Source organism: Streptosporangium sp. NBC_01469 (genome assembly GCF_036227305.1).
In the GTDB taxonomy this organism is placed as follows: Bacteria; Actinomycetota; Actinomycetes; order Streptosporangiales; family Streptosporangiaceae; genus Streptosporangium.
On the sequence record NZ_CP109465.1, the window covers coordinates 6,956,642 to 6,976,234 of the forward strand.

The window sequence follows — 19,593 nt, forward strand, 5'->3', positions numbered from 1 at the left end:
GGCTCATGACCTGCCACCAGCTGTTTTGTCGCCCGTCGGACTGTTTCCGGCCCATGAGTCACTAGCTGATCCGTCGCCCTTTTCGGCCGTGCTGTCCGGGCGCTGGACGGGGAACCCGTGCATGATGACCATCACCCGTTCCACCTCGGGCGGCATGGGCTGGCCGGCGGCCCTCAGCCGGGACAGGGCCGTGTACCGCTCGACCACGGCCATCAGCTCCTTGTGCATCTCGGCGACTTCGGCGCGGGTGAGGTCGACGGCGGCGTCCACCATGTACGCGGCGTCGAGCCAGCCGATATCCCATTCGTTGTTTTCGTTGAACTCCTGAATGAGCCGGTACTGCTCCCGCACCGTGCTGTTCTTGATCATCGTCGCGACACTGGTGGCTTCTGGTTCGTCCAGAAAGGTCGAGGCGTCCCAGCGGAGGCGCTGGCTGCTCAGTTGCCACCAGCGCTCGCGGGCGTCCCGCGCGTACTGCGGAGCGGGCTCGATGAAGCCGTGCCGGCTGAGCTGGCGCAGGTGATAACTGGCCTGAGCGATGGGGATCTCCACCGAATTCGCCAAATAGGACACGGTGGCCGCCCGCGCATTGCGGAGGGCGTAATAAAGGCGAATGCGAAGCGGATGGGCGAAGGCCTTCAAGGCGGTAACGCTCTCGACTCCCTTGGTCGTTTTCCAGTCGCTCATGAAATTACCTCGGGCAGTTTCGTTCACTTACCATGGGACCCTAAAATGCTACGATGAGTTACGCAACATTTCTTGCTCAACGGTTGCCGACTTGTTATAAGCAATGCTGATACCAGTTTCCGCCAGGCCTGACCGGCTGATTTCTCCCGGTCAAGACCAGATCGCCTGTTCGCCAACCTGCGAAAGGTCACGCTGGGTAGCGTCCCGTTGGGCGCATCTCCTTGCGCAAGGTCTCTTGCGCAAGTCCGCGAACGTATTCCATCATGGTTTTCCGACATTCGTTGAGAACCGGAATCGCGTTTCGGTCCAGCTCCAACCAGAAGAAAGTTGGCTCCTTAATCCGGAGAAATGGAGGACGATGAGCACCGTCCAATTCGCCGCCTTGCTCCTGCGCTACCGAAGGCGGACGGGGATCACCCAGCAGCAACTCGCCGATCTCTCCACAGTCAGCGCGCGCGCCATCCGCGACCTCGAGAAGGGCCGCGCCCGGCACCCGCGCCGCACCACCGTACGACTCCTTGCAGACGCGCTGCGGATCGACGACCACGAACGCGACATCCTGGAACGGTCGGCCGACGACCGCCCAGACGACCCTGATTTTCTCGACCCCGTCCACGATTTCGGCCGGGAGCACCTTTTCGAGTACAAAACCCTGTGTCTACAAGACCGCGCTCCGACCATCCTGGACGACGACCACGGCGCCGACGCCCTGAACGACGCGGCGAAGGAGGGCTGGCGCCTGATCGCCGTGGACCACAGCGTGGCATTCCTCGAACGCGACTACTCCGACGCGTACACCGAATCCGCCTCCTATCGGGAGCCCTCATCCCGGTCTTGCACCGGCTCAGGCTCCCGTCCCTATCCAGAGCCCCCATCCCGCTCTTACACCGACTCGGGCTCCGGTTCTATCCAGAGCCCTCCTCCCGCTCGTACAGCGGCCCGACCTCCCGCTCCTACACCGACCCACGCTCCTACGCGGACTCACCCGCACGCGCCGCCATGGCGAACGGCTTCCCCGCCCACCGCTTCACCCGAGGCCCGAACGCCTGATCGGCCCTTGCTGAAGCGCAATGGGACGGCAGCCTCTTCCCGTCGAAGCTGGCCTCCGGCAACCTGAGCCTGCGGCTGGCCGTCGACCCCACCCAGGTCGCGCAGGTCGACAGGGCATCACAGGATGATGGCGCCACGCTTTCCCAGCAGCCCTGGTCAGGCGCGGAGAATGAGCGATGGACCGCTGAGCCCGCTGGCAACGGCTACTACCGGTTCCGTTCCGGCAACAGCGGTAAGTGCCTCAACGTCCAGGGCGGCTCCACCGTGGACAACGCCGCGGTCATCCAGACCGCCTGCGGGACCGCGAACGACCTGTGGAAATTCGCCTCCAAGGGCATCGGCTACCAGGTCGTGTCCGCGAGCGGCAAGTGCCTGAACGTCTCCGGCGGTACCGAGGTGGGGAACCCGCTCATCCAGTACACCTGCAGCGCCAACGGCGCGACCAACGACACCTGGCTGGCGGTCTGGGAGCCTGTGACCACCTGATCAATCCCCCCTCTGAGGGGGCCACCGGTCGGGTCGCCCTGAGCGTCTCAGCCCGGGACGATCCGACCGGCCGTGCCCGCAGATGATCCCCCGGACGAACAGCCGCAGGCCTCGCCGCGGCGGCTCATCCGCGCCCGTGTCTTGGCCCGGGCCGCCGTCGACCGCGCCGCTCGCGGCCAGGCCGAGCCCGTCCCGCGACCGCAGCTTGGCCCAGTCGACGGTGAACTCGCCGAGCGCCTGGCCGCTCTGGCCGCCGGCGCTGCCCCGCCCCTAGACCTCAGGCTTCACCGGCCGCCAGGGCCGCGCCGGTCAAGCGCACTGCCTTGCAGATCCGGCTGGCAGCCCTTGCCGCCGGGCCCGCTGAGGTTCTGCCCTTCGCCTGTCCTCTGCTGGTGCCGTGCGCTGGCCGAGGACCTGAGCGGTTGCCGGTCACCGGTCGAGGGGTGTCTGTGAGGCTGGCGTCACCCGGTACACGGAATTGCGCTCGCCCAGGCCAGAGCGGGCCACCTGACTATTCAGGGGATCTTTGGACGGTCTCAGGACGTGACTGATCGATCCTTACCGGCCCCCGTCGATCAGTTCGCGGTGTGCACACCCAGGGGTGCGGCCGCTTTCACGGCGCTCGTGGTGGCGTTCGGGCAGCGCGGGGTCTCGAAGACCACATCGTCCAGAAGGTTGCCGGTCGTCGGGTTACCGCCCGCGGTCGACACCGACTGGAAGGAGAACCGGGTGGTGGTCTGTCCCGGCGGGACGATGTAGGTCCCGGTGTAGCGGCGCCAGGCGGTGTTGCCGTCGGTGATGTCGGGGGAGGAGGCTCCGGCGGGGGTCTGGGCCACGGTCGCGCCGGGGGCGCCGATGAGTACGTGCATCGTGTCGGCACCCACAACGCCCCGGTGGTACAGCGACCAGGTCATGACGGATCCGGGAACGGTGGGCAGGTCCTGATACAGCGTGGAGAACTGGGTGGCGTTGAGTTCGGCGAACTGCTGCCCGTCAGCCGATGGAACCCCGCCGTATCCGGTACGCCAGAACTCCACCAGCTGGTCGGTGGCGGTGGTGCGCCAGCCGATACCGGGGTTGGTCGAGGCGTCGGGGAGATACTGGTACCCGGTGACAGGTGGCGCCTCGAAACTGCCGTTGGCCAAGGTGACGGGCGTATCGGTGCACGGGACGACGACCGTCACCTTGGCGGTGGCGGTTCCGCAGGCGGTGGTGAGGGCGTAGGTGAAGGTGTCGGTGCCGACGAAGCCCGCGGCGGGTGTGTAGACCACGTTGCCGCCGGAGATCGTCGCGGTGCCGTTGGCGGGCTGGGTGACGGTGCTGATCGTCGGTGCGGTCGCGGTGTCGTTGGTCAGGACGGGCACGCTGACGGCCCTGCCCTGGGTGGTGGCGGTGTCGTCGGCGGCCCTGGTGGGCGAGATGGACTGCCCGTCGGCGATCTGGATCGGCGGGGCGGGCGTGTTGTTTCCCAGCTGGCCCGGGGCGGCGATGACGCTGCTGATCCCGGTCGGCCGGATGGTCATGCTGCGCCCGACGGTGCCTTGCCTCACCTGGAAGGTGATGACCTTCTGGGGTGGGTCGGTCTTGCTGCCCGTCGAGCTGATCGTCAAGGTGTTGCCGTTGATGTTGCCGGCCCCCGACTGGCCGACGACGTCGGCGTGGGCCAGCAGCGACGACAGGTCCCAGGTGGTGGTGTAGCTCCTGACCAGCAGCGGCCACTGGGCCGTGCGGTGTGCCAGCGTGAGGGTGAAGGTGCCGCCCGGGGCGATCTGCCCGCCCCACAGAGACGGGGCGGTGTTGACCGAGACCGCCCCGCTGCCCAGCCGCATGCCGAACGCGTTCTTCCAGTAGTACTCGACGGGGTAGGCCGCCGTCCCCGGCCGGACACACGGCGCGGCGGCGGTTCGCACGCCGCCGGTGGCCTGCACCCGGGTATCGGCCGCCGCCTGAGTCCCAGGTGCGGCCAGTAGCGTGGACAGGGCGCAGGCCAGCGCGGTGAGCGCGTATTTAGATCGTTGTGACATCAACACTGAACTCCACTCGTTGGTCGAGGGGTACGTAGATCAACTCCACTGCGACGTTACTGCACGCATTCGATCTACTGCTGTCAGTGATGAAGACTGTGGTCTCTGTGTCGCAGGGGCGCCAGCTCGCGTAGGGCACGGGTGCCGAGCCCGCAGAACTGCCACTCCAGTGAGAAGCTGATCTTTCTCAGCAGCCGACGCAGCAAGGCTCGCAGAGCGCGTAGTGGACGTGCCCGGGTATCGGGTGCTCGTCCCTGGCGGTGATCGAGAACACGTACCAGAAGGCGCCGTTGGCCCGTGCATACCTTAGGGACGAGCGTGGCCACCCGCGCCATGACCGGGGCCTGTCCCCTGGGTGGTTCCGAGCCTCTAAAGCTTGACGGTAGACCTGTACCCGGGTACCGGATGCAAGCCCTGCGGCGGATCTGTTTCTCGCGCGGGAGGCTTCGACCATCCTGTCCAGCGGACGTGCGGCCGCACGTCCGCCTTGGTCTGCCGTCGGGTCCTGGATGGCGCTCGCGCACTGACACTCTCATGGCAAATCCGCTGACACTCTCATGGCAGTTGGCAGTTCCGTCCCTGACCAGTCCGTCCTTCTGCACCGCTCGTAAGGTGGGAGCAGGGGGACATCATGACGAACGAACAGGACTTCGAGGCCTTGTGGGCGGCTAGTAGCCGTACGGCAAGCGGAAGGGAGGGGGTTCAGGCCCTTCGGCGTGCAGGTCGGAGACGCGCCCGGTCGTGCGGGGGCGCCAGTCTGCCGATCCCTCAGTAGCCCTGGCCGATGAGGTAGTCGGTGAGATTCTCGACCGCGCTGTTGGCATTCCCTGCTGCCGCCGTCTCGGGGTGGTGGCCCACGATGACGGTCCTGTTGGCCTTCGCGACGGCGATGCCGGTCCTTCCGGATCTGGCGTAGATGCTTCTGAATTCGGCTCTCGTGAGGATGTACCTGTTTCCGGCGACGTAAAGGCCATCGCTAAACGCGCGGTCCTTCACGGCCTCGTCGCCCTTGACGATGCCGACGATTACCCCCATCTCCTCGGGTGATGGGTTGAACCCAGCGCTGAGGGCCCAGAACACCTCGTCGGTAAGGCTGTAGATCCCCGCGTGGTCAATGTGACCACTGCCTATCAGGCTGTCATTCACGTACGTCTGAAAGTCGGTATCCATGCTGTCGCTCCTTGTGCATTCGTGGTCTCACGCCTGCTGCCCGTGAGGGGCGCCTTTGTCATCGTCGAGCAGTGGGAACGTGTCATCAAGGGAGTCGGGCGGCCGAGCTGAGCCCAGCACTATCGACATGACGAAGGGCCCGACCCCTGGGTGTCGGGCCCTTCGTCGTCGTGTCTACGCCGTGGCGCGTCGTGTACGGCGGCCGAGCATGCGCGCCTTACGCACCTCGTCCGGCCTCGGTACTGCATCCGAACGGAAAGTCACGGTAAGCCGCTCAACTCTGCTCTGCTAGAGGGTGTCTGAAAAGTCTGTTTATGGGCATATTGACCATGTAATGACCCGTGTCGGAGCGCGGGAGGTCGTCGATGATCGAGAAGCGTGTCGCATATCCGACCGACCTGAGTGACGTCGAGTGGGAGGCTCTTGCTCCGTCGATCCCGCCGGTCAAGCTGGGTGGGCGTCCGGCGGTGCATGAGCGGCGTGAGATCGTCAACGCACTGGCGTACTGGCTTCGGGCCGGGTGCGCCTGACCGCACGACTCGCTCCGCGCGTCCCCGATCGCTGCGGCAGGGCGAGCGGCACCGGTCATGGCCTCCAGGCGACCGGGCACGTAAGGGGGCTGAGAGTCTGGTGCGCGTGACAGTTGATGCGGTTGAGGAGTTCGAGCGGCATCGTTCGAAGCTGTTCGGGTTGGCCTATCGGATGCTGGGTTCGGCTGAGGAGGCCGAGGACGTCGTCCAGGACGCCTTCCTGCGTTGGCATCAGGCGAGCGCTGTCGCGTCGCCGTGGGCGTGGCTGGCCAAGGTCGCCACCAACCTGTGTGTGAACCGGTTGACGTCCGCGCGTGCGCGCCGGGAGAGCTATGTCGGTTCTTGGCTGCCGGAGCCGGTGTTGACCGCGGGCGGCGCTTTGGGCCCGCTGGACAGCGCCGAGCAGCGGGAGTTCGTCTCGCTGGCCTTCCTGGTGCTGCTGGAAAGGCTCAACCCGGTGGAGCGCGCGGTGTTTGTCCTGCGTGAAGCCTTCGACTACAGCCATCGGGAGGTGGCCGAGGTCATCAACTCCTCCGAGGCGAACTCCCGGCAGCTGTACACCCGAGCTCGCCGGCGCCTGACCGAGGCGCGTGGTCGCTCCGATCGCCGGTTGGACCAGGCCCGCCGCCGCGACCTGGTGGAGAGCTTCCTGAAAGCCGCGAAACAAGGAGACCTGCCGGGGTTGGAGAAGGTGCTGGCCGAGGACGTGACCGTGTGGGTGGACGGTGGCGGCAGGGTCGGCGCCGCTCGGCGGCCCATCTCCGGTGTCTCCAAGGTGGCGCGCTACTTGGTGGGGTCGTTGAGCATCGCCGGTGAGGGGGTGCGGCTGTCGGCTACGGAGGTGAACGGCGCACTGGGGCTGCTGGCCCGGGCCGGCGGGGAGCTGGTCGGCGTGCTGGTGCCGGAGACGTCGAACGGCCGGATCAGCGGGATTCGCATCATCGCCAACCCCGACAAGCTGCGGTTGTCACATTCCGGAGGCCTATCCGGTTCTTAACGGGTGACCGCCTCACGCCGGACCCGGCGTGAGGCGGTGACCTGACAGCCGCGCGAGGCCGGAACACCGGCATCGCGCTCTCCGCGGAGGATTCCTACCCGTGACGAACCCGATCCTGGTGACGGGCGGTACCGGCCGGCTCGGCCGCGCGCTCGTGCCACAGCTTCTGTCGGACGGTCATGCCGTCCGCGTGCTGAGCCGCAAGCCGCCATCGGATGAGCAGACGTGGCGCGGTGACCTGCTCACCGGTGAGGGCCTGGAGGAGGCGGTCGACGGCGTCGGTGTGATTGCCCACTGCGCGACCGGTAACGGCCGTGCGGACATCGCTGGCACGCGCAACCTCATCCGGACGGCGGTGCGAGCCGGGCGCCCGCATCTGATGTACGTGTCCATCGTCGGCGTCGGCCAGGTGGACATGGCCTACTACCGGGCGAAGCTGGCCTGCGAGCAGCTCGTGGAACGCTCCGCCCTGCCGTGGACGATCCAGCGTACGACCCAGTTCCACGAGCTCATCGTCTGGATGTGCACGAGCCAGCGCTGGCTGCCGATGATCGTGATGCCCAGCGGGGTCAGCTTCCAGCCCGTCGACGCCGGCGAGGTGGCCGCCCGCCTGGTCACGCTGGCCGGCGCGCCACCGGCCGGCCGGTCGCCGGATATGGGCGGGCCCGAGGTGCGCCCCGCCGCCGATCTGGCCCGCGCTTACGCCCGCTCGCGCCCCAGCCGCCGGCCGGTGGTGTCGGTGCCGATGCCCGGGGCCGGCATCCGCGGCTACCGCGAAGGGGGACATCTCACCCCTGAGCACGCCGACGGCCGCATCACCTTCGAGCAGTTCCTCGCCGCATGAGTGCCCTCACCTGGCTGCGGGCGGGCCTGGCCTTCCTCGCCGTGGAGCAGTTCGCCGTGGGGAGTTGGGCGCTGTTGTTGCCCCGCTCGTTCTTCGACATTCCGTGGGTGGGGATGCGCATGCCGTACAACGCGCATCTGATGATGGACTACGGCGCGATGAGCCTGGCCACGTCGGTGGTGCTGGGCGTGAGCTTTTTCATCGTACGGCGGAGCATGGCCCGTACGGCGCTCGCCGTGTACCTGGTGTTCGCCGCGCCGCACCTAGTGATCCACATCCAGCTGCTGCACCATCTCACGCCTGGCGAACGCGTGCCGTTGCTGGCCGCACTCACGGCGGCCATCGTGATCCCGCTGGTGCTGCTTCCACTCACCAGCCGGCTCGAAAAGGCGTAATTCCTCCACTTGTTGACTCGTTGCCCCGGCCGGAGCGGAGCGGCAGGTCTCCGGCTCGCCGGTCATGGTCCGTTGAGCACGTCGGGCTCGACCACGTCCGCCAACCACTGGCGGACAGTGGCCGCCGGCTCCCGATCTCACCGACATTTCTGAACGAGGAAGATCACCAAGTGGCTCTCAAAGTCGTCGACATCTGGCTCTCGAAGTCAGTGACGTAGCCACCGCGCCGATCTGCGACACCTGCTTGGGCGCCGGCGGCGAATGGGGGTCCGGTGGGAACGGAACGGTGAGCCCGGGTTGGTGTCACATCCGTTGACGCTCAAAGCATGATCGCCGGTTATGAAGGCGTCGTCAGCACGTCAGGACTTACTTCCGGAATCACTCAATTCCGGAAGTAGGTCAGCCACCGGCTTCCGGAAACGCGCCCGAGGGCGTAGCGCAGGACCCGCGAAGAGCTTTCGTTGGAAATTTCTTCATTACTACCGGGACCCCATAGAAGTTCCGGGCCGAAACAGCCGGGCAACCACGCTGCTAATGTCACCGCCGGTGCACCTAACCAGGGGATGAAACACTTCTGGGGGTGCTGGACACCTAATGAGGTGTTCCAGCACCTTTTCGGTTAGGAGACACCTGTGCAGGATCCACGCGTGCCCCCCGGCGCGCGAGATCGTTTCGAGGCGCTCTACCTCGCCTGCTATCCAGCGGTCCATCGCTATGCGCTGCGCCGCACTGACTCGGCCGACGACGTCGCCGATGTGATCGCGGAAACCTTCCTCACCGCGTGGCGACGGCTGGATGACGTTCCCGAAGGGGATGCCACCGTGCTGTGGCTGTACGGCGCGGCACGGCGCGTCCTGGCCAATCACCGGCGCGGGCAGTCGCGCCGCACCGCGCTGGCCTCACGGCTCCGCGACGAACTGGCCGCCGGTCGGGAGATGGCGCCCGCCGACCCGCGGGCTGACGCCGTTCGCGTGGCTTTCGCCATGCTGGCCCCGGCGGATCGAGAAGTGCTCGCGCTGGCCTGCTGGGAGGAACTGACCGGCCCGCAGATCGCCACGGTGCTGGGCTGTAGCAGCACCGCCGCCCGGCTACGCCTGCATCGGGCCCGCAAGCGACTGGCCCGGCTGCTCGACACGACAGACGAGGTCCCCATGATGGCCGCGCTGAGGGGAGAGAACCGATGAGCAAGATCGACCGTATGGTGTCCGCCATCGATCCGGCCGCAGGATCCGCCGAGCCCGCCGTGAGCCAGGGGGTCTATGACCTGCTTGAGGAGATCGTGGCGACCCCGCCTCCGCACCGTCGGCTGTCCTGGCTCCCCGGAGGGGTAACCCTTACGTTAGGGCGCGCCCGCTGGCCCGTCCTGATCTCGGCGGTCACCACCCTGGCCGTGGCCGTAGCGATCGGCGTCGGCCTGCCGTCAGGTGGTCCGGCTATCGACTACGCCAACGCGGCCGTGTCCATCAAGAAGGCCAACGACTATTTCAGCGTCACCATCACCGATCCCGCGGCCGACTACCGGCGCTTCGAGGAGGCCTTCGACGCGGTCGGGCTGAACGTCACGGTGAAAGTCGTCCCGGTGGCGCCGGCCGACGTAGGCAAGCTGATCGGCCCGATCATCCCCGAGGGCTTCCAGGGGCCCGGAACTATCGGGGTACAGTCCATAGAGCCCTGCGCGTCGGCGTTCTGCGGCAAGGTCTGGATGCCCGCGAACCTCTCGCAGCGGGTCGTTTTCGGGGTGGGCCGCCCCGCCGAGCCAGGCGAGCCCTACGTCGAAGGTGTCGACAACGCCCACGACGAGGAACTCCTGAACGGCTACGCGGTTCGCGGTAAGACGGTCGCGGCCGTGCGCGCCGAGCTGCACCGGCGCGGGTTGAAGATCGGCTACCGCCTGCTGTGGATCACTGCGAGGACCCCCGCCCAGACCAATTGGTTCGACCAGACCGTTCCCGCGGACCGGATCGAGGACGACTGGATCGTCGAGCGCTCCCGCGACCACAGCTCCGACACCGTCGACCTCTTCGTCATCCCTGGCCCCGGCGCCGGTCCCGCCCCCGACCCGCGGAAGGTCGCCACTCCCCAGTGGTACGACGACCTCACCGACTGAACGTGGGCCGGTAGACACAGCGACCCTGAGGGGCGTCGCTCCCTGCCGGCCGAACTCCACGTCGATGCCCCGCGGGATTGATTCCGCGGGGCATCGACGTTGATAAAGGTGATGGTCAGTAGCTCTCGGCGTTGGCAGCCTGTTCATGGAAGGGACGCAGTCCTGTGGTCAGGTCGGTGCGGGTGAAGGCGTAACGGCCCAGGAAGTTGATGTGGTCGTACCGGATGGGTGACAGCCGGGCGCACATGTCCTCGGTGGCGGGAAAGCCCTGCTCGCGCAACTGCTTGACGGCGGCGTCCAGATACAGGGTGTTCCACCACACCACGGCGTTGAGCGCCAGACCCAGGGTGCCGAGCTGGTTTTCCATGCCTTCGCGGTAGCGCTGGCGCAGCTGGCCGCGGTTGCCGAAGCAGATTTTTCGGGCCAGGCGGTGGCGGCCTTCCTGGACGTTGAGCTGGGTGCCGATCATGCGGCGGTAGCCGGAGTCGGAGATGAACTGCAGTAGGTGCAATGTCTTGAAGATGCGGCCGTAGTGGGCGAAGGCATCCCCCAGACCGGTAGTGCGGCCGTCGGCCGACAGCATCCGGATCAGGTCGTAGGCGCGGACGGTGCCCATGGTGAGCGAGCCAGCCACGCGCAGCATGTCACACCAGTGCGCGCGGATGCGGTCCAGGCGGATGGTGTGGCGGGACATGGCATCCAGCGGGCCATAGACGGCGCGGGTGTTGGTGCGCCACAGTCGGGTGTCGCCGAGGTCGGCGATGCGCGGGGAGAACTGGTAGCCGCAGATCGCGAACAGGCCGAACACGATGGTGAGGATCTTCGGTCGGGCCGCCTCCCATGCCGCGCCTTCCAGCAGCCGGGCCCGCGGTCGCTCCATCGATCGGCGCCTTCGGCGAACACATCGCGCCGGCGCAGCGCCTGGTGCAGGTGCATTACTGCGCACAGCATGAACGCCGCCTTGTCGATCTGTCCTTCGGGTAGGTCGGGGTTGCGGTAGACCAACGGCCGCCACGATCCGGTGATCAAAGGTTCGTGCGCGGCGATGTCGCCGGGCCCGTGGCGGCGGCGGCTCTTGGCCATCGCCGCAGCGGTCCGCACCATCGCCAGCACCGGCCTGCCGGCCGCCACCGCCCGGAAACGGATCACCTCCAGTAGCAGCTCGATGAAACCCTGCACGGTGCGGTATCGCTTGACCAGCTCCGCTCGCCATTCGGCGGCCGCGTCATCGTCGGTGACCGGCACGAATGCCGCCACCGTCTCCACCGCCGCCGCCAGGCGTTCGCGCGGCACGACCTCCTCGATCGCCTTCCAAACCTCCACCAGCGACACCAGCCGATCCGCCGTTGCCTCCGGCGCCGACATCAGCACCTCCATCGCCGATGCCATCGTGCGTGCGGCGCTGCGCAGCTTGGGGAAGGTTCGCAACTGCTCGGCCTTGCCCGCCCGCTCCGCGCGGGCCAGCAGATTGGAGGTGATCAGCAGGTCCAGCACGTCCAGGGCGTCATCAACGGAGGAGGTCTCCAGGTGACGCACCGTGGCCAGCAATGTCGCCGCTTTGCGGTCGTCTTCCAAATCCCGCAGAGTCGGGGCCTTGGACGCCAGCCCGTAGCGGGCCAGGGCCGTCATCTTCACCATCGGCACCGGCTCCACCCGTACCGCCCCAGCGTGCAGGGCTCCGATCTCGGCGATCCGGCGCAACTCCGCGGTCATCACCCGGCCCGAGGCCCGAGTCGGCGGGGTACGAAGGCGCTCCAGCTCCGAGACTCGCCTGCCCTCGGGCACCAGGAGCAGCCCGGCCAGCATCGAACGCAGCTCAGGTCCGGTGCGCTCGGCCAGCGTGCGATGCAGCCGCACATTCTCTTCGGGTGTAGCTCCAACGTAGTGAGTCTGTGAGCTGGCTTGTTGTGGACTGGGCTGCTCTTCGTGGTACCGGGGCGCCGATGCCCGAAAGCAACTTGTTTGTCGGATCGGATGTCTAGGATGCTGCCCCATGACCGAAGATCACATGATGCATTGCTTCGCGGGCGACGAACAGCGGTATATCACCGGCGTGGCCGTGACGGAGCTGGACGGTGTCCCACACGTGGTGGGGCTGAACGACCGGGGAGTCGTTCAGAAGTGGGCCCTCCCGGACGGGGAAAGTGCCGTGGTCCCGTTGGATTTGCCGGCCGCGGCTCCTGAGGACGAGTGGTACCACGAGCAGGGCTGGGAGGAGGGCGATGACTTCGGGGACCCGAATGCCAAGGTTCCCGCAGGCCACATCGTCGCGGTCATGACGGTGACGCGACTTGACGGCCGTCCGGTCGTCGTCACCGGCGGCAACGAGCATGACCTGTCCAGTCACACTGGCGACGCCGACATGTACGCGGGCGCGGTACGGGTCTGGGACCTGCGGACGGGCCGCAAGGTCGGGAAAGTGATGGCGGGGGACGACCCCGCCGACGGGGCTGTCGGGGCCGTCTGCTCGCTGGCGGTCGTCTCGTCCAAGGCTGGGCCCATCGCGGTGAGCAGCAGCGAGTCCGGCCTGTTGCAGGCCTGGAACCTCCTGACCAATGAACTGGGCGCCTACGCCGTGACCACCGGGGAAAACGGGGTGATGGGAGCCGCGACGATCGGGGGGCGTCCGATCGCCGTGACCGGTGGCGAGAGCCGCACGCTTGAGGCCTGGGACCTTCTAATCCGATCGCCGTGACCGGTGGCGAGAGCCGCACGCTTGAGGCCTGGGACCTTCTAAGTGGTGAACGTTTTGGAGCGCTCATGCAAGGCGTCAGGCCCGCGGCCCAGGCTATCGCCGTCATCGAACTGGAGGGCCGTGCGGTCGCCGTGGTCGGTGGCGACGACCCGACGATCCAGGTCTGGGAGGTTGGCCAGGAGGAGCCCATCGGGCTTGCTCTGGCTGGTCACACCTCCGGAGTCACCGACCTGGCGACCGCCTGGGTGAGGGGACGCGCGATCGTCGTCAGTGGAAGCGACGACGACACCACCCGCGTCTGGGATCTGGCGAGCGGGGAGCAGATCGGCGAACCGCTGATGTCGGCGATGTCGCTGACAGTGGCGGAGGTCGGTGGCGTGCCCGTCCTGGTGACAGGCCATGCCGACACCACCGTCCGGGTGTGGGATCTATCGTTCGCCGGAGCCCAGAGGTAAGGCTTGGAGCTCGGATGTCGCCTGGCCTGGGAACTTGAACAGGTCGGCCATAGTCGCTGATCGTCGTGGGATGCCCCGCAGACGTCAAGTCCTGCGGACGCCCAGTCGCCCTGACATTTCCAGGCAGGGCAGAGCCAGGGTGCGAATCGAGATGGGTGTAGCTCTTCCTCAGTGACTGGAGCGATCAAGCCGTGAGGGAGTATCCGTCCTGGTAGTCGTTCTGGTGGACACGTTCGTGTTGCCGGGCGCGGTGAAAACGCCAGTATTCGTCGAGATCACCGTTGGCGATCAGGGCGCGGAGTTTCAGGACGGCTTCGGCTCCGGCCAGGCCCCAGCGTGCTCCGGCGAGGTCGAATCTATCGGTGATCAGATGGCGGCAGGCGCCTTCGATCACGCCGGTCGCGATCGGCCATCCCGCCTCCAGCGCCTGGTCATAGCGCAGATACTCGAGGTTGTTGGTGAGGTAGCGGATGCACGCGTCGATACCGTCGCGGCGGTGGGCGGCCGTGGTGGCCGCCTGGCCGGACAGCGCGGTGATGACGTGGCCGGTGTGCCCGGCCAGCAGGGCCAGAGCGTGACCGGCGACCCAGTCCTCGGCGGCCGGTGCCGCGGGAGGATGCAGGCTCCAGGCGGCAGCCCATAATCTCTCCAGCACGTGAACGAAGTCGATGACGATGTGGACGCCGACGCCGCGGCGGGCGGCCTCCGCCGTGATCAGATCGAGCTGGTGGCGGGCTCCGTCGACGAGCACGACCCAGGGACGGACATGGCCGGGATCACGGGCTTCGGCATGGTCGAAGACCTTGGCGATCACTGCGGCGGGGCCGGTGATGATCGAGCCGCACAGCCATTTGCGCATCGCGGACGGTCTGGCGCGCGGCAGGCGCTGCCCGGCCCGGCCGCCGGGGACGGCGATCACATCGTGCGGCCGGCGGGGCGCGGGCTTGGCGTCGTAGACCACCCCGAGGGTGGCCATCCGTTTGCGGGCCGGTTTCTCACCCGCCGTCAGCCGGGTCCGGAAGGTGGCGCGGGCGCGGGCGGCGGCCTTGGCGGTCGCGGCACGCCGTCGGACCCCACCACCTGTGCGCCTGCTGCCGCTCGCGCAGCGCCCGCAGATCAAGGTGTGCTTGCAGCAGCTGGCGTTGCAGCTCACGGCCCTGCTCGACGATCGTCTCTTCCAGCCGGTCATGGGTCAGCATGCCGGACGCCGCGTCGGTGAGCTGTCCGATGAGCCAGTTGAAGGTGTTCTTCGCCTCCGCAAAGACGTCAGCGGCCAGGCCGGTGTCGTACGGTGCCTGCATAGGGCTCTTCTCCCGCCGGGGACATGTGGTTGGCACCTTTGAACCTGACGGCGGAAGAGCCCTGCCGCAATCACCCGCCCGGTGACGAAGCAGATGACGGCGCGATGCCGTCCCGTGACCCTCCGTCGCCCTGCCCGGACACCTCACGCGCCACCGGCTCGGTCACCATGAACAACCCCGGCCCTTCTTCCCGCGCCCAGCCGCGTTCCACCCGCCGCTTCAGCTTCGAGCGCAGCCCTTCCCGCTTGGCGGCCTCATCCGGCAGCCCCATCGCCACCGCGATCTGCCCGGCCCGCATCGCCCGGCCCGCATCGACCATGATCTCCACCGCGTCCCGGTACGCGCGCGGCAGCATCGCCGCCTTCATGCCCGGCCGCCACGGCGGCACCGTCACCACACCGAGCACCGGCGGCCGTACCGAAACCGCACCGACCCCGTCGATGCCCCCGCCTGCGATTTCGGCCGTTTCCATGGACTCACCGACCAACTCGGCCGCCTCGCCCAGGACCTCCTCCAGCGCAAATGCCTGCCGTCACCGAATTGTCGTCAAGATCGCGTTTCTAGCGCCAAAATCCGGTCCGATCCTCCCCGGAGGCCCATCGGCGCGTTCGGCTTGCGTACGAGCGAGGCGCGCCCGGCTCCCGCCCACCTTCGCCGGCCGCCGTGGCGGCCCGTACCCGCGCCGAGGTCCGGCCCTTCCCCCGACTTCCGGATCGAGCCCCGCTCGGACTCGACCATCCCCGCGAAGAACGCGAACAGCGCCGCTGCGTGACCGCTGGGATCGTCAAGGTCATTTCTCAGACTCCTCGCAGGCCTGATGGCGCGCATCGCAGCACGGCGGGCACCTCACCCGCGGCGCTCGGACCAACCACTGCCTGCGGCGCCCCGAGCGGCGAAACCGCAGGAAAAGTCGGGGCTCCGGTTGACAGGCCGCCTCCGGCGACCGCTAATCTTTATGTATGAATAGTTCTTCAGATGAGCGATTAGTGGCGATTGATGGGTGTACCGCCCGGATCGTGGATGCGCCGCGGGTGGCGGCGGTGCGTGAGCGGATGCCTGCGGCGCAGGATCTGACCGACACCGCGGAGGTGTTCGGGCTGCTGGCCGATCCGGGCCGCCTGCGGCTGCTGCTGGCCCTGCTGGAGGGCGAGATGTGCGTGTGCGATCTGGCCGCGGTGAGCGGCCAGAGCGAGTCGGCCGTCTCCCACGCACTGCGGCTGTTGCGGGCGCACCGCATCGTCTCAGCTCGCCGGGCCGGACGGATGGCCTTCTACCGGCTGGAGGACGCGCACGTGCGGATGCTGCTCGACCTCGCCCTCGCCCACACCGAGCACACCCAGGCCATCCACCCCGAACGCGACGGAAACCGCTGATGGGCACCGGGCACGGACACGGGCACGCCGCAGGCCGTCACCGCTGGCGGCTGGCGCTCTCCTTCGCGTTGATCGGCTCCTACTTCGTGGTCGAGCTGGTCTACGGGCTGATATCAGGTTCGCTGGCGTTGCTGTCGGATGCCGGGCACATGGCCGCCGACGTGGTGACGCTGGGCGCCGCCCTGGTGGCCACCCGGATCGCCACCCGCCCCGACACCACGGGGCGCCGTAGCTACGGCTCCTACCGCGCCGAGGTGTTCGCCTCCTTGCTGGCCGTGCTGCTGATGCTCGGCGTGGCGGTGTACGTGGTGGTCGAGGCGGTGGGCCGGATCGGCGCCACCGCTGAGGTCTCTTTTGGGCCGATGCTCATCGTGGGAGCCATCGGCCTGGTCATCAACGTGATCGTGTTGTTGCTGCTGCGCGCGGGCGCGGCTGAGAGCCTGAACGTCAAGGGCGCCTACCTTGAGGTGGTGGCCGACACCGCCGGATCGGTCGGCGTCATCGCCGCCGGCTGGCTGGTCGCGGCGACCGGCCAGCCGTTCTGGGACACGCTGGTCGCGCTGGCCATCGGTGTCTTCGTCGCGGTGCGCGCCATCTCCCTGGGGAGGCAGGTGTTCGCGGTCTTGGGCCAGCACGTCCCGGCCGAGATGGACGCCTTCGCCGTCGCCGGGGATCTGGCGGCCGTCGAGGGCGTGCGCGACGTCCACGACCTGCACCTGTGGACGTTGACCTCCGGCATGAACGTGGCCACCGCCCATCTGGTCACCGCCGAGGGCGCCGACAGCCACGCGGTCTTGGACCAGGCCCGTGACCTGCTGCGCCGACACCACAACGTGGCCCACGCCACCTTGCAGGTCGAACCGGCCGACCACCTGGGCTGCGACGAACTGGGCTGGTGAACACCTTCGCTGTCATGCGGCCCGCACGCGGCGGCGATGGTGGCGGGGCGCTACCCCGATGCGCGCGGCTCCGCCCCGGCACCCCTCACGTTTTCGTGCCTGCCTTAGACACAGTCCCCGTTGGAGACTTCCATGACCACCCCCTCAGCTCCGGCGTGCCCGACGGCTGCCCCGACGGCTACGTCGCACCGCTGCGCCTCAGCCTGCCGTTCATGCTGCCTTTCGTCGTGTACGTGCTGCACACCCTGGAAGAACTGCCAGGCTTCGCCGCCTGGGCCAGCCGGCACTTCGGCCCGGAAAGCACGAACGCGTTCGCCGCCTACCACATCCCGCTCATGCTGGTGGTCCTGCTGTGCTCCTGGCGAGCCTCCCTGGCCGGCCGACACGGCGCCTGGGTGGTGATGGCCACCGCCTTCCAATGGCAGTTCGCCCTCAACGCCGTCTTCCACCTGAGCACCTGGGCCGCCTTCGGCGAGTATTCCCCCGGCGCCGTCACCGCCGCTGTGGTGTCCATCCCGGCAACGGCCTTCTACCTGTCCTGGATCAGGCGGCAGGCGCGGGCGAGTACGAGGGAGATCACCCTCGCGATCGCGGTGGGCACCCTCATCGCGGCGCTGGCGATCGGCTTTCTGTTCTTGTGAGCCCGCGAGCGGCAGGCGGGCCGCTCACCACCTGCGACCCGCTTGTCGAACGCATCCAATCGGTGATGTGGAGCGCGCCGGTGAGGCGGCCAACGTCCTTTCAGTCATCTCGACGACGAAGGAGCCGTTTCGCTCGATCACGGGCGCACCGTCGGCACCGACCGTGCCCTCACACGAGCACCAGTGTCGCCGGCGATCGCATCGACGTGTGCTACCCGGTCGCCCCGATGTCCACCGGTTCGGTGCAGGCTCTGCGGTGAAAGCCAGGGGCGATTACTGCCGGGCGGCGATCAGGTGGTTGGTGAGCTCCACGGTGGCCAGGTACCACCAGAAGATCCAGTCCAAGAACGCGGCGTCGTAGTCGCCGCGCTGGTCGGCTCTGCGGTGACGCAGGGCGTCACGTCGCGGGCGAACAGGGCCAGGCTTATGGCGAACAGCATGACCAGGACCAGGGCGTTGCCTTGCGGGGTGGAGGTGATGAAGCTGAGCGCTTCTGTGCCCGGCAACTGGCCGGGCGCGACCGCGAGAACATCGGACACGGTGAGCAGGAGGGTTATCGCGGTTGCGATCGCCCAGCTCAGCGCCGCCCAGGACGCGGCTCGCACGTACGACAACCCCTGTGGCGACACCATTCCCCTGTCGGAGGGCAGTAGGAGGGCGACGACTACGGCGCCGGCCGTGGCCGTGGCGGCGAGATCGGCCAGCAGCTTGGCCAGAGGCAGTCCCCATCGGGTGATGGCGGCCGTGTCGGCAAGACCTGCAATCACCGTCGAGGACGCCGCCGAGCCCACCATCATGCCGATGGCCAGGGCCGCGAGCGCGGCACCCGCGACGCTGAGAAGGTAGCGGGCCATACGCGAGGACACGACCGCGGCTCCTTTAGTCGTTTCGGGGCTTTTGGGCGACGCCCATGAGCAGCTGGCCGCGTTCTCGCGTTGCCCGCCACACGAGGGGCAGTCCGTTGAGATCAAGCTCGCGCAGGAAGTCCTCGCTGGTGAAGTGCTCGGCCCCGCAGCGCTCGAAGAGAAGCCGCACCGCCGGGCGCTCCAGCGCCCGAGGGGTGAACACCTCGAAATGGAACAGACCGCCGGGGCGAAGAATTCTCGCCACCTGTGCCACGGCGACGCGCCAGCGGCTGAGGAACTGGATGACGGCGAAGTCGCCCACGATGTCATAGCCGGCCTCCAGACAGGCCAAAGGAGCGCGCCGATCAGCGGGTTTCAGATCGATGACGTCGACCGCGGCCGCGCCGGCGCGCTCCAGGCACGTGGTGATCCTGTAGTCCTGGCCGCGGCCGATTCCTAAAGCGTGCCCGCCGCGCACGCTGTCGTGCAGCCCGATCAACGTCGCGGAGGTGTGAAAGGCACGCATCCTTCGTCGCAGGGCGCCGTTGACCAGCGCTCCTTCAGCCAGCCGGGAGTACATCGGCGACGCCTTCAGGAGGGAGCATGCGCTTCATCAAGCCGACCTCACTGCTGGGGGCGGCCGCAAGGGAGGTGGTCAGGTGCCAGGCCTGCGGCTGATCGCTGTCCTTCAGCGCGGCCTGCGCCATCGGCGCACCACCGTGCTGATGAGCGATCTCCAGGCGGAACAACACCTGCGTGCCGCGGAGAAATCCGGTCTTCACCGATGCCTTGGCGGGCGGCCAGGTACAGCACGCGCCGAAGCAGGCATCGTTCGCCGCGGCTAGGGCGACGTGCCCCCGGTTCCGGGCGGGGATCCAGGTCATGTGGAGGGCTCTCCGATGCCGCCGGAGCAGGAGGCGCCGAGCTCGGGAGTGGACGATGGCGATCGTGCGCAGGCGCTCAGCCCGGCGTTGCCGGGCCTGCAGGGCGGAAAGCCGTTCCTTGATCGCCGGGCGCGTGTCGTCACTCATCAGACTCCTTTATTTCTACATAGCGTAGAAGTTTTACAGTATGGCAAATATGGGAGCCGTAAA

At 67.7% G+C, this 19,593-nt stretch carries 23 protein-coding genes and 1 pseudogene; 14 read left to right on the forward strand and 10 right to left on the reverse strand.

What is annotated here, in order from left to right:
* Positions 1-3: 3 nt before the first annotated feature.
* A complete protein-coding gene (locus tag OG587_RS30480; RefSeq protein WP_329081203.1) occupies positions 4-687 on the reverse strand; it encodes a helix-turn-helix domain-containing protein in 684 nt (227 codons plus the stop codon).
* Positions 688-1,045: 358 nt separating this feature from the next.
* Between OG587_RS30480 and OG587_RS47315 the strand changes: the two genes are divergently transcribed.
* Both OG587_RS47315 and OG587_RS30490 read left to right on the forward strand, forming a co-directional pair.
* The gene (locus tag OG587_RS47315; RefSeq protein WP_443075265.1) at positions 1,046-1,804 is read left to right on the forward strand and encodes a helix-turn-helix domain-containing protein; all 759 of its coding nucleotides are present in this window, start codon (positions 1,046-1,048) and stop codon (positions 1,802-1,804) included.
* Between the two features lie 8 nt (positions 1,805-1,812).
* Positions 1,813-2,223 carry an RICIN domain-containing protein gene (locus OG587_RS30490; protein WP_329094055.1) on the forward strand — a complete coding sequence of 137 codons (411 nt, stop codon included), beginning with the start codon at positions 1,813-1,815 and terminating at the stop codon, positions 2,221-2,223.
* Between the two features lie 575 nt (positions 2,224-2,798).
* Here OG587_RS30490 and OG587_RS30495 read toward each other — a convergent pair.
* Both OG587_RS30495 and OG587_RS30500 read right to left on the reverse strand, forming a co-directional pair.
* Positions 2,799-4,247 (reverse strand): Ig-like domain-containing protein, encoded by a 1,449-nt coding sequence (locus OG587_RS30495; RefSeq protein WP_329081206.1) that lies wholly within the window; start codon positions 4,245-4,247, stop codon positions 2,799-2,801.
* Positions 4,248-5,015: 768 nt separating this feature from the next.
* Entirely contained in the window at positions 5,016-5,417 is a 402-nt protein-coding gene (locus OG587_RS30500; RefSeq protein ID WP_329081208.1) for a profilin, read from the reverse strand.
* Between the two features lie 365 nt (positions 5,418-5,782).
* Between OG587_RS30500 and OG587_RS30505 the strand changes: the two genes are divergently transcribed.
* The 6 genes from OG587_RS30505 (at position 5,783) to OG587_RS30530 (ending at position 10,290) form a co-directional block, all read left to right on the forward strand.
* On the forward strand, positions 5,783-5,947 hold the full coding sequence (locus OG587_RS30505; RefSeq protein WP_329081210.1) for a transposase: 165 nt from the start codon (positions 5,783-5,785) through the stop codon (positions 5,945-5,947).
* Between the two features lie 100 nt (positions 5,948-6,047).
* Positions 6,048-6,944, forward strand: coding sequence for an RNA polymerase sigma-70 factor (locus OG587_RS30510; RefSeq protein WP_329081211.1), 897 nt, complete (start codon positions 6,048-6,050; stop codon positions 6,942-6,944).
* A gap of 100 nt (positions 6,945-7,044) precedes the next feature.
* Positions 7,045-7,788, forward strand: a complete 744-nt coding sequence (locus OG587_RS30515) for an SDR family oxidoreductase (RefSeq protein WP_329081213.1) — start codon at positions 7,045-7,047, stop codon at positions 7,786-7,788.
* Entirely contained in the window at positions 7,785-8,183 is a 399-nt protein-coding gene (locus OG587_RS30520; protein ID WP_329081214.1) for a hypothetical protein, read from the forward strand. The genes OG587_RS30515 and OG587_RS30520 overlap by 4 nt, the downstream gene beginning before the upstream one ends.
* A 632-nt stretch (positions 8,184-8,815) precedes the next feature.
* Entirely contained in the window at positions 8,816-9,367 is a 552-nt protein-coding gene (locus OG587_RS30525; protein WP_329081215.1) for an RNA polymerase sigma factor, read from the forward strand.
* The gene (locus tag OG587_RS30530) at positions 9,364-10,290 is read left to right on the forward strand and encodes a hypothetical protein (protein WP_329081218.1); all 927 of its coding nucleotides are present in this window, start codon (positions 9,364-9,366) and stop codon (positions 10,288-10,290) included. The genes OG587_RS30525 and OG587_RS30530 overlap by 4 nt, the downstream gene beginning before the upstream one ends.
* 115 nt (positions 10,291-10,405) lie before the next feature.
* Here OG587_RS30530 and OG587_RS47320 read toward each other — a convergent pair.
* A pseudogene (locus OG587_RS47320) lies at positions 10,406-11,101 on the reverse strand (Tn3 family transposase); the annotation flags it as partial.
* Between the two features lie 264 nt (positions 11,102-11,365).
* Here OG587_RS47320 and OG587_RS30540 point away from each other — a divergent pair.
* The 3 genes from OG587_RS30540 to OG587_RS30550 all read left to right on the forward strand — a co-directional run bounded on the left by OG587_RS30540 (position 11,366) and on the right by OG587_RS30550 (position 13,440).
* On the forward strand, positions 11,366-11,821 hold the full coding sequence (locus OG587_RS30540; RefSeq protein WP_443075266.1) for a hypothetical protein: 456 nt from the start codon (positions 11,366-11,368) through the stop codon (positions 11,819-11,821).
* 462 nt (positions 11,822-12,283) lie between these two features.
* On the forward strand, positions 12,284-12,985 hold the full coding sequence (locus OG587_RS30545) for a hypothetical protein (RefSeq protein WP_329081223.1): 702 nt from the start codon (positions 12,284-12,286) through the stop codon (positions 12,983-12,985).
* Positions 12,986-13,050: 65 nt separating this feature from the next.
* Entirely contained in the window at positions 13,051-13,440 is a 390-nt protein-coding gene (locus OG587_RS30550; protein WP_329081225.1) for a hypothetical protein, read from the forward strand.
* 184 nt (positions 13,441-13,624) lie between these two features.
* Here OG587_RS30550 and OG587_RS30555 read toward each other — a convergent pair whose 3' ends face one another.
* From OG587_RS30555 to OG587_RS30565, 3 genes are all read right to left on the reverse strand, one after another.
* Positions 13,625-14,416, reverse strand: a complete 792-nt coding sequence (locus OG587_RS30555; protein WP_329081227.1) for an ISKra4 family transposase — start codon at positions 14,414-14,416, stop codon at positions 13,625-13,627.
* A gap of 19 nt (positions 14,417-14,435) precedes the next feature.
* Positions 14,436-14,741, reverse strand: coding sequence for a hypothetical protein (locus OG587_RS30560; protein ID WP_329081229.1), 306 nt, complete (start codon positions 14,739-14,741; stop codon positions 14,436-14,438).
* Positions 14,742-14,811: 70 nt separating this feature from the next.
* Positions 14,812-15,213 carry a hypothetical protein gene (locus tag OG587_RS30565; protein ID WP_329081231.1) on the reverse strand — a complete coding sequence of 134 codons (402 nt, stop codon included), beginning with the start codon at positions 15,211-15,213 and terminating at the stop codon, positions 14,812-14,814.
* 544 nt (positions 15,214-15,757) lie between these two features.
* On the opposite strand from OG587_RS30565, the gene OG587_RS30570 reads away from it, so the two are divergent.
* From OG587_RS30570 to OG587_RS30580, 3 genes are all read left to right on the forward strand, one after another.
* Positions 15,758-16,114 (forward strand): ArsR/SmtB family transcription factor, encoded by a 357-nt coding sequence (locus OG587_RS30570; protein ID WP_329081233.1) that lies wholly within the window; start codon positions 15,758-15,760, stop codon positions 16,112-16,114.
* Entirely contained in the window at positions 16,114-17,013 is a 900-nt protein-coding gene (locus OG587_RS30575; protein ID WP_329081235.1) for a cation diffusion facilitator family transporter, read from the forward strand. The genes OG587_RS30570 and OG587_RS30575 overlap by 1 nt, the downstream gene beginning before the upstream one ends.
* 155 nt (positions 17,014-17,168) lie before the next feature.
* Positions 17,169-17,654 carry an HXXEE domain-containing protein gene (locus OG587_RS30580; RefSeq protein WP_329081236.1) on the forward strand — a complete coding sequence of 162 codons (486 nt, stop codon included), beginning with the start codon at positions 17,169-17,171 and terminating at the stop codon, positions 17,652-17,654.
* A 290-nt stretch (positions 17,655-17,944) separates the two neighbouring features.
* Here OG587_RS30580 and OG587_RS30585 read toward each other — a convergent pair whose 3' ends face one another.
* The 3 genes from OG587_RS30585 to OG587_RS30595 are packed head-to-tail and all read right to left on the reverse strand — an operon-like array spanning position 17,945 to position 19,530.
* Positions 17,945-18,520 carry a hypothetical protein gene (locus tag OG587_RS30585; protein ID WP_329081238.1) on the reverse strand — a complete coding sequence of 192 codons (576 nt, stop codon included), beginning with the start codon at positions 18,518-18,520 and terminating at the stop codon, positions 17,945-17,947.
* Between the two features lie 13 nt (positions 18,521-18,533).
* Positions 18,534-19,079 (reverse strand): hypothetical protein, encoded by a 546-nt coding sequence (locus OG587_RS30590; protein ID WP_329081239.1) that lies wholly within the window; start codon positions 19,077-19,079, stop codon positions 18,534-18,536.
* Complete coding sequence (locus OG587_RS30595) at positions 19,060-19,530, reverse strand: hypothetical protein (protein ID WP_329081241.1); 471 nt, start codon at positions 19,528-19,530, stop codon at positions 19,060-19,062. The genes OG587_RS30590 and OG587_RS30595 overlap by 20 nt, the downstream gene beginning before the upstream one ends.
* Between the last annotated feature and the right edge of the window lie 63 nt (positions 19,531-19,593).

Coding starts and splice junctions, on each gene's coding strand:
- OG587_RS30590 (WP_329081239.1), bottom strand. CDS start 19,079: ATGTACTCCCGGCTGGCTGAAGGAGCGCTGGTCAACGGCGCCCTGCGA.
- OG587_RS30550 (WP_329081225.1), top strand. CDS start 13,051: ATGCAAGGCGTCAGGCCCGCGGCCCAGGCTATCGCCGTCATCGAACTG.
- OG587_RS30555 (WP_329081227.1), bottom strand. CDS start 14,416: ATGGCCACCCTCGGGGTGGTCTACGACGCCAAGCCCGCGCCCCGCCGG.
- OG587_RS30565 (WP_329081231.1), bottom strand. CDS start 15,213: ATGGAAACGGCCGAAATCGCAGGCGGGGGCATCGACGGGGTCGGTGCG.
- OG587_RS30545 (WP_329081223.1), top strand. CDS start 12,284: ATGACCGAAGATCACATGATGCATTGCTTCGCGGGCGACGAACAGCGG.
- OG587_RS30480 (WP_329081203.1), bottom strand. CDS start 687: ATGAGCGACTGGAAAACGACCAAGGGAGTCGAGAGCGTTACCGCCTTG.
- OG587_RS30505 (WP_329081210.1), top strand. CDS start 5,783: ATGATCGAGAAGCGTGTCGCATATCCGACCGACCTGAGTGACGTCGAG.
- OG587_RS30520 (WP_329081214.1), top strand. CDS start 7,785: ATGAGTGCCCTCACCTGGCTGCGGGCGGGCCTGGCCTTCCTCGCCGTG.
- OG587_RS30595 (WP_329081241.1), bottom strand. CDS start 19,530: ATGAGTGACGACACGCGCCCGGCGATCAAGGAACGGCTTTCCGCCCTG.
- OG587_RS30560 (WP_329081229.1), bottom strand. CDS start 14,741: ATGCAGGCACCGTACGACACCGGCCTGGCCGCTGACGTCTTTGCGGAG.
- OG587_RS30495 (WP_329081206.1), bottom strand. CDS start 4,247: ATGTCACAACGATCTAAATACGCGCTCACCGCGCTGGCCTGCGCCCTG.
- OG587_RS30530 (WP_329081218.1), top strand. CDS start 9,364: ATGAGCAAGATCGACCGTATGGTGTCCGCCATCGATCCGGCCGCAGGA.
- OG587_RS30575 (WP_329081235.1), top strand. CDS start 16,114: ATGGGCACCGGGCACGGACACGGGCACGCCGCAGGCCGTCACCGCTGG.
- OG587_RS47315 (WP_443075265.1), top strand. CDS start 1,046: ATGAGCACCGTCCAATTCGCCGCCTTGCTCCTGCGCTACCGAAGGCGG.
- OG587_RS30500 (WP_329081208.1), bottom strand. CDS start 5,417: ATGGATACCGACTTTCAGACGTACGTGAATGACAGCCTGATAGGCAGT.